General features: G+C 69.6%; 8 protein-coding genes and 1 pseudogene. 2 read left to right on the forward strand and 7 right to left on the reverse strand.

Translation table 11 applies throughout. The annotated features are described in order from the left end of the window. The 3 genes from HUV01_RS09910 to HUV01_RS09920 all read right to left on the reverse strand — a co-directional run. Positions 1 to 401: TspO/MBR family protein (locus HUV01_RS09910; protein ID WP_254606542.1), on the reverse strand; the 401-nt coding region annotated here is incomplete at its 3' end. 93 nt (positions 402 to 494) lie between these two features. Beyond that, the gene (locus HUV01_RS09915; RefSeq protein WP_254606544.1) at positions 495 to 719 is read right to left on the reverse strand and encodes a hypothetical protein; all 225 of its coding nucleotides are present in this window, start codon (positions 717 to 719) and stop codon (positions 495 to 497) included. Between the two features lie 11 nt (positions 720 to 730). Next, complete coding sequence (locus HUV01_RS09920; RefSeq protein WP_174298110.1) at positions 731 to 1,606, reverse strand: SDR family oxidoreductase; 876 nt, start codon at positions 1,604 to 1,606, stop codon at positions 731 to 733. 194 nt (positions 1,607 to 1,800) lie between these two features. Between HUV01_RS09920 and HUV01_RS09925 the strand changes: the two genes are divergently transcribed. Continuing rightward, on the forward strand, positions 1,801 to 2,556 hold the full coding sequence (locus HUV01_RS09925) for a class I SAM-dependent methyltransferase (protein WP_174298111.1): 756 nt from the start codon (positions 1,801 to 1,803) through the stop codon (positions 2,554 to 2,556). Between the two features lie 39 nt (positions 2,557 to 2,595). Here the strand turns inward: HUV01_RS09925 and HUV01_RS09930 are convergent, their stop codons facing one another. After that, complete coding sequence (locus HUV01_RS09930; protein WP_217430974.1) at positions 2,596 to 3,618, reverse strand: amidohydrolase family protein; 1,023 nt, start codon at positions 3,616 to 3,618, stop codon at positions 2,596 to 2,598. A 167-nt stretch (positions 3,619 to 3,785) separates the two neighbouring features. Next, positions 3,786 to 4,256 (reverse strand): DUF3617 domain-containing protein, encoded by a 471-nt coding sequence (locus HUV01_RS09935; RefSeq protein ID WP_174298112.1) that lies wholly within the window; start codon positions 4,254 to 4,256, stop codon positions 3,786 to 3,788. A 179-nt stretch (positions 4,257 to 4,435) separates the two neighbouring features. Between HUV01_RS09935 and HUV01_RS09940 the strand changes: the two genes are divergently transcribed. After that, on the forward strand, positions 4,436 to 5,752 hold the full coding sequence (locus HUV01_RS09940) for a class I SAM-dependent methyltransferase (protein ID WP_174298113.1): 1,317 nt from the start codon (positions 4,436 to 4,438) through the stop codon (positions 5,750 to 5,752). Here HUV01_RS09940 and HUV01_RS09945 read toward each other — a convergent pair. Together HUV01_RS09945 and HUV01_RS09950 are read right to left on the reverse strand one after the other, a co-directional pair. Continuing rightward, a complete protein-coding gene (locus HUV01_RS09945) occupies positions 5,739 to 6,488 on the reverse strand; it encodes a DEAD/DEAH box helicase family protein (RefSeq protein WP_217430975.1) in 750 nt (249 codons plus the stop codon). The genes HUV01_RS09940 and HUV01_RS09945 overlap by 14 nt on opposite strands. A 334-nt stretch (positions 6,489 to 6,822) precedes the next feature. Then, positions 6,823 to 7,165: pseudogene (locus HUV01_RS09950) on the reverse strand (hypothetical protein); the annotation flags it as partial.

Consider the following 7,165-nt stretch of genomic DNA (forward strand, 5'->3'; position numbering starts at 1 on the left):
GCGCTCGATGCGATGGTCGCGCCCGACGCCGCCGCGCTCGCGCCGAGTTGCCGGCGGCGGAAGAACAGCTCGGTCCAGCCGCCCACCATAGCGGCGTTCGCCAGCCACAGTCCGACCGCCGTGTCGCGCGCCGCGCCGGATGGCCGGCGCAGCAGCCTGTAGCCGCCGACCGCAAGCCCCGTCTCCAGCAGGGGCCATACCGCGCCGAACGCGGCGTCCGGCGGCGTGTAGCCCGGCTTGTCGAGCCGCCCGTACCAGCGCCGGATGCCCGGATGCGACCGGTCGGGCGCGTTGCGGCGGCCAAGCACGGCGCTGGTCCCCAGCACGGCGGCGACGATCGCGAACGCGACCGGGCGGGACAGGCCGCGCCCGTTCGCGTCATCGGCCATCGGTGCTGCCATGTCGTCGTCCTCGCGGTCGAGGCGACCGTCGGGGACCAAGCGAAGGGGAGGCCGGGACGTTCCCGCATCGCCCCGAACCGCGCCACGACCGGATCAGCGCGACCCGTCGGCCGCCTCGCGCAGGTCGGGGAAGCCGTAGGTCGACGGCTCGTCCTCGAACGTCCCGCGCGCGAACACCGCCGTGTCGCCCGGCATCACCTCCGCCTGCGCCCACCGGTCCCAGCCGAAATGGATGAAGTCCGGGGTGCCGAAGACCCGGACGGCGCGCGTGTATTCATCGCCGCGGAAGGCCACGAAGTGGAGAGCGCACCGCCGCACAGGCTCGTGCGTCAGTTGATCGGCACCCCTCCCGTCACGGCGACGATCGCGCCCGTCATGTAGCTCCCCTCGGCCGAGGCGAGCAGGACATAGGCGGGGGCAAGCTCGGCGGGCTGGCCCGCGCGACCGACCGGCGTGTCCTGGCCCAGCTTCTCGAGTTCGCCTGGCGACTTGGCGATCGGCTGGATCGGCGTCCATACGGGGCCGGGCGCGACCGCGTTGACGCGGATGCCCCCGGGCGCGAGCAGGTTCGAAAGCCCGACGGTCAGGCTGGAGATCGCCCCCTTCGTGGCGGCATAGACGATCATGCTCTTCGTCGCGATCTTCGCCTGCTCGCTGGTGGTGTTCACGATCGCGGAGCCCGGCTTCATGTGCGGCGCGGCGGCCTTGGCCAGGCGGATCATCGCAAAGACGTTGGCCGCGAACGCGCCCTGCATCTCGTCGTCGTCGATGGTGTCGAGCCCTTCGTTCATCGTCTGAGCGGCGGCATTGTTGACCAGCACGTCGATCCCGCCCAGTTCCGCGACGGTGCGCCCGACCAGTTCCGCGCAACGGTCCCGATCGCGGATGTCGCCCGGCAGCTGCACGCATCGCCGCCCGGCCTTCTCCACCCATGCCCTCGTCTCGTAGGCATCGACCTGTTCGTCGGGAAGGTAGGAGATCGCGACGTCCGCGCCCTCGCGCGCATAGGCGATGGCAACGGCGCGACCGATCCCGGAATCGCCACCGGTGACGAGCGCCACCTTGCCGGCGAGCAGTCCCTTGCCGACGTAGCTCTCCTCTCCGTGGTCGGGCTTGGTCCGCATGTCGGCCTCCAGGCCGGGCCGCGGCTGTTGCGGCTCGTCGGAAAAGGTCGCGGGCTGGCTGGCGCGGGGATCGTCGGTCATCGGTGCTCCTGCATGCATGTCCACGTCCACAACGGCCGATGCGCCGTACCGCTCCCCAACGACCGATGGTCCGGTCCGGCGTCATCGGGACCATGGAGCGACACGGCCCGCCTAATGCCACGACCCCGGCGCTATGACGGGGCGCATCCGGTCGCTAGAAGTCGGGGAACGGGTTGCCGACGAGAGGACATCGCATGAGTCGCATCCACATCCCGGCCGCGATCCCGGCCGTGCTCGGCGCGTTGCTCGCCTGCTCGGCCGCCGGCCCCGCGCACGGTCGGACGCCGTCGCCGGCGATCGCCGCCGCCATAGCCGATCCCGCCCGGCCCGACGCCGACAGGGTCCGCGACGCCAACCGGAAGCCCGCCGAGGTGCTCGCCTTCGCGGGGATCCGACCGGGCATGATCGTTGCCGAGCTGGGCTCGGGCGGCGGTTATTACACCCGCATCCTGGCAAGGGCGGTCGGATCGCGCGGCAAGGTCTTCGCCATCGTCACCGCGGCCCAGGCCGCCCGTCCGAACGGGCTGAAAACGCTCGACGCGATCGCGCTGGCCTACCCGAACGTCGTCGTGGTGACGGTCAGCGACTATGCCCATGCGACGCTGCCGGCGAAGGCGGACCTCTTCTGGACCACCGAGAACTACCACGACTTCCACAACGGCCCGACCGCGGACATCGCCGGCCTGGACCGGGCGGTGTTCGGGAACCTGAAGGCCGGCGGCATCTTCTATGTAGAAGATCACAGCGCCGCGCCCGGAGCCGGCCTTGCGGCCACCTCCACGCTGCACCGCATGGACGAGGACGTCGCGAAGTCGGAGCTGAGATCGGCCGGGTTCAGGCTGGAGGCCGAGGGCGCGTCTCTGCACAACGTTGGCGACGACAGGTCGGCGTCGAACAGCGAGACCGGTCACTTCAACACCGACCGGTTCATGCTGCGCATGAGGAGATAGGAGCCGGCATCACACGGCAGGCGAGGCAGGTCCCGGCGTTCAGCCAAGCCGCAGGAGAGCTTCGGCATTCCCATGCGCGATCAGCGCGCGCTCCCGGTCGGGGATGTCCAGCGTCTCCAGCCAGCGCCGCGCACCGGCCATGGTCAGGTACGGATAGTCGACCGCGAACATGATCCGCCCCGCCCCCAATACCTCACGGCAGAAGTTGAACTGCGGCAGGTACAGCATCCCGCTCGGCGTGACATAGACCTGCTCGCGGTACGTCTCGCTGATGGTACGGCGAAGGCCGGTGGCGGCGGGCGGCATGGTGTCGTCCATCCGCTGGAGCATGAACGGCACCATCTCGCCCCAGTGACCGCTGATGACCCGCAGCTTCGGGTGCCGGTCGAACACGCCCGCCAGGATCAGCCGCACGACCTGCGCTCCCGCTTCGTTGTGCCAGCCGTAACCGAACAGCGACAGCCGCGCCGTCACCTCGGGGGAAAAGCCGCCGTAATAGGGCTGCTGCACCTGTCTCAACGGAGGGCCGGGGTGGACGTAGAGCGGCATGTCGAGCTCGGCCAAGCGGGCGAGCACCGGCTCGAACCGCGGATCGTCGAGGAAGCCGTCGCCTGACGGGCGACCCGCGATCAGCGCGCCGACCGACCCCAGCGCGCGGCAGCGTTCCACCTCCGCCACCGCCGCCGGGACATCGAGCCACGGCAGTGTGCAGAAGCCGCCAAGGCGCGTGGGCGCATGGCGCACCATCGCCGCCAGCCGGTCGTTGGCGACCGTCGCCGCCTGCGCGGGCGCGCCCTGGGCCGGGTGCGTGTAGGACAGGATCTGCATGTCGATCCCATCCGCGTCCATCGCCTTCAGCCGGGCGTCGGGCGTGTCCCTGGTCAACTCGACCGCCCGCCCGGGCGGGTTGTTGCGCGGCCGGTCCTGCGGCGTCGGATCGTCCTGGAACGCGGTGCCCTGATCGAACCAGTAAGGCGCATCCTGCCCGAACATCACGGACGATACCTCCGCCAGCGCGGGGTCGAAGACATGCTCCTCGAGGCAGATGATCCTGATCGTCACGATGCGTACTCCGTCGAAGGCGGCCCTCGTCGCGCGCGGGGACGAACGCGCGAGGCCGGATGCCGAACGGTCTCAAAGCCGGATGCCGGCGGACGTTCCATTCATGGGCGCCGATGATGCAGGCGCCGCGTCAGACGCCGCCCTGGCGGCCCCTGCCGCTCCGGTCCCTAGCCGACCCGTGCGGCGTGCTGTTCGAGCACGATGTTCAACTGGCCCTTCGGCGTCGTTCCGGACACCGTCGCCCGGCCCGCGAAGCTGCTGGCATCATAGGTGCCGGCCCGGACGATGCGGAGCGGCTCACCCTTCTTCTGCGGGCAGGTGAGCGCCTGCGCGTAGCGGCCGTCGGCGACCGTCTGACTGTCGATGCGGCACTGCGCCTTCGGGTCCGGCGCCAGCAGCGCCTCCACCCCCTGCCCGGCGGCGATCCGCTTGTGCTCGGCCTTCGACTTGCCGCGGACCATGCGCGCCAGGAAACCGGGCATTCCGGGCACGGTCAGCTCGACGACGGTGGACGTGACGTCCCAGGCACCGGCCTGCATCGTCTGCGCGGCGGCGACGGGAGCGAGGGCAGTCGCGAGGGCAGTGGCGAGGGCAGTCGCGAGGATGGCGGCGAGGGTGGCGGCGAAGGACCTGGACATCCGCTCGCGGTGTACCGGCGCGACGGATCGCACAACCGCAATTCGCACCGACCGCGTCCTGTCGGCCAATCCGCTTCCGGCCGGCTGATCCATGTCTCATTCGAAGTAGAGGCGGCCTGGCTGAACGGTAGCTCGGGCGTCGGGCTGGACAATCGATCGGCGGCTGGACAGGATACCGCATGACGACGGGGCCTTTGCGACTCCTGGACAAAGGCCGCAAGGCGCTCGCGCCGTGCGGCGCAGTCGATGCGGTCGCGGGGGGACGTGTCACGGGATGGGCATCGGGTCGCGGCGCCCTGCGGGTCGAAGCCTGGCTCGACGGCACCCGCGTCGCCAGTTGCGTGCCGTCGATCCCTCGCCCCGACGTCAAGGTCGCCTATCCGGACCACCTCGACGCGGGCACCAGCGGCTTCGCCCTCGATCTTCCCCAGGCCATGCGCGGCGCCGACTTCATCGGCGAACTGCGTATCGTCGCCAGGCCCGTGCGGCCGTGGCGGCCGAGCGCGACGCTCGCCTCGGTGCGCGTGGCGGGAACCGCGATCTCGGAACGGATGGCCGATGCTCCCGACAGCGGCGTTCGCGGTCCATTCCCGCGGCGCGTCGTGGATGCGATCGCGGCATGCTGGCCGGAAGACTGTGCGGATCTGACGTCCATCGAAGGGCAGCGCCGTTTCGTGGCGCGTCTGTTGCTGGTCATGACGACGCCGGAACTCAATGCCCTGCCCGCTCTTGCGGATTACGCGCGCTATCTGTCTGTCTCGCTCGCGCATTGCCGCTTCGTCGAGCGACACTTCCCGCCAACGAACAGGAATGCGGATCCCGGCTCGAACGACTTCCATTGCAAGCCCAACTCGGTTCGCGAGATCTTCTCGATCGTCCATCAGCTATACGTACTGAAGTCCTGGGGAGTGGAGGGCGACTTCGCCGAGTTCGGCTGTTTCAAGGGGTACAGTTCGGCGATGCTGAGCTTCGCATGCCGGCAGCTCGGCCTGAAGATGCACATCTTCGACTCGTTCGAAGGCCTGCCGCGGACGGAGGGTTCCGGCTATGCGGCGGGACAATATGCCGGTAGCCTTGAGGAGGTTGGCGACCATGTCTCGCGCTTCGGGGCGATCGACGTCGTCACGTTCCACAAGGGCTTCTTCGCCGATACGTTCCGCGACTGGCGACCGCCGCGATTGATGTGCCTGTGGATGGATGTCGATCTGGAGTCGTCGGCTCGGGACCTCATGATCGTCGCCGACAGGCTGAGCCCGCAGGCGAGCCTGTTCAGCCATGAGTGCGCGGCGGACATCTTCGACGACGGGGCGATCGTCACGCATCCCCGTCCCGACAACCCGATCCCGCCGATGCTCGCGCGTCACGACGAACTTCGGCGTCCCCTGACCGGTCGCTATATCGCAGGATATACCGGTGGTTTCTGGCCGCGAGACGACGGCATTCCGATCGTCGACAACGGCCTGCTGATGGAGATCGGCGGGGTCATGACGCAATAGAGTGCCATCGCCGTCCCTCCGCGAAGGTCCGGGTCTCGAAGGGCAGGTTCACCCCGTCGGCGACCGACTTCTCACAGGGATGGTCGGCCACCAGGTCTCGTCGAAGAAGGCCGCGGTCTGCACCGTTGGCGTCGCGGTCAGGCCGACGACCTGCGCGTCGAAAGTCGAGCAGCTGGCGCCGGCTGCCGTAGATCGAGCTGTGGCACTCGTCGACGACGACGATGTCGAACGTCTCCGGCGGCATCGTCGCGCTGTAGGCGACCTGCTTGGGCGCCGAGGTCCATTGGGGCGTCCACCCGCGCTCCCCACCCGCCTCGAACCCGCTTGCCTCCTCGTCATCCTCCTCGGACAGTTCGGTGCCGGTCAGCTGCGCGAAGACGCGCTGGATGGTCGAGATGACGACCTTGGCGGGCGGGTCGAGCCCGGCCGCGCCCAGGCGCTGGACGTTGTACAGCTCGGTGAACAGCCGCCCGGTGCCGGGCGGACGACAGGTCTGGAACTCCTTGAGCGTCTGACGACCCAGGTTGTTGCGATCGACGAGGAACAGGATACGCCGCGCATCGGCATGGGCATGGGCAAGCAGGCGATAGGCGAGCGTCGCGGCGGTGAACGTCTTTCCCGCCCCGGTCGCCATCCGCACGAACGCGCGCGCCCGGTCGCTGCCGAGCGACGCCTCCAGCCCCTCGACCGCCTCGACCTGACAGTCGCGCAGGCCGTCGGTGACGAGCGGCGGCATGTCGGCCAGCCGCGCGCGAAGCGACGATCCCGCACGCCTTCCCGTTGACGAGGAGCAGGTAATCGCAAGGCCCCGAGGCTAAAGGGTACTCGGTATTCGCGGACGGCGACGCCCAGCGAGGCGCTGCGGTTCAGCTCGGCGCGGTCCTGCACCACCCAGCCGGCAGCTTCGAGCTGAGCGTCGCTCACGCGACGGGCGAGGGCTTCAGCTGCTGTGACGGAAGAGGTATGGCCTCGCTTCGCATGGCGACGCAAGCGGAGGCCGTGGGCATGCACCGTGACAGGGCGAGGACCGGTGCATGTGGACCTCGACGTTCCTCATGCACCGGCTCTCGTCAGTAGCGGTCGGTCGTCGCGGCGGCGCCGTAGCGGGTCCGCTCCTGATCGACCTGCTCGCTCGTATAGGCCGGCGCATCGGCGTCGAACGCCGTCCAGCCGGACTGACGATAGGCGGCGCCCCGCGTGGTCGCGTCGACCGACCTGTTGCGGTCGAGCACGCCCTCGGCGTGCGCGACCTGATCGTCCGCCACCTTGGCGCTGACCAGCGTGCCGCCGCGACGCACGCCCTCCGAGTAGACGTTCGCCTCCTCATCGGTATGGCCGCCGTTCTTCAGCGCGCCGACGAGGCTGCCGGTCGCCGCCCCGCCTGCGGCGCCGATGCCCGCGCCGTCCGCGGTC

Source organism: Sphingomonas bacterium, from assembly GCF_903643035.1.
In the GTDB taxonomy this organism is placed as follows: Bacteria; Pseudomonadota; Alphaproteobacteria; order Sphingomonadales; family Sphingomonadaceae; genus Sphingomonas.

Excerpts from the sequence above, each read along its gene's own strand:
- HUV01_RS09920 (WP_174298110.1), bottom strand. The coding sequence starts at position 1,606 with ATGACCGACGATCCCCGCGCCAGCCAGCCCGCGACCTTTTCCGACGAG.
- HUV01_RS09925 (WP_174298111.1), top strand. The coding sequence starts at position 1,801 with ATGAGTCGCATCCACATCCCGGCCGCGATCCCGGCCGTGCTCGGCGCG.
- HUV01_RS09935 (WP_174298112.1), bottom strand. The coding sequence starts at position 4,256 with ATGTCCAGGTCCTTCGCCGCCACCCTCGCCGCCATCCTCGCGACTGCC.
- HUV01_RS09940 (WP_174298113.1), top strand. The coding sequence starts at position 4,436 with ATGACGACGGGGCCTTTGCGACTCCTGGACAAAGGCCGCAAGGCGCTC.
- HUV01_RS09945 (WP_217430975.1), bottom strand. The coding sequence starts at position 6,488 with ATGCCGCCGCTCGTCACCGACGGCCTGCGCGACTGTCAGGTCGAGGCG.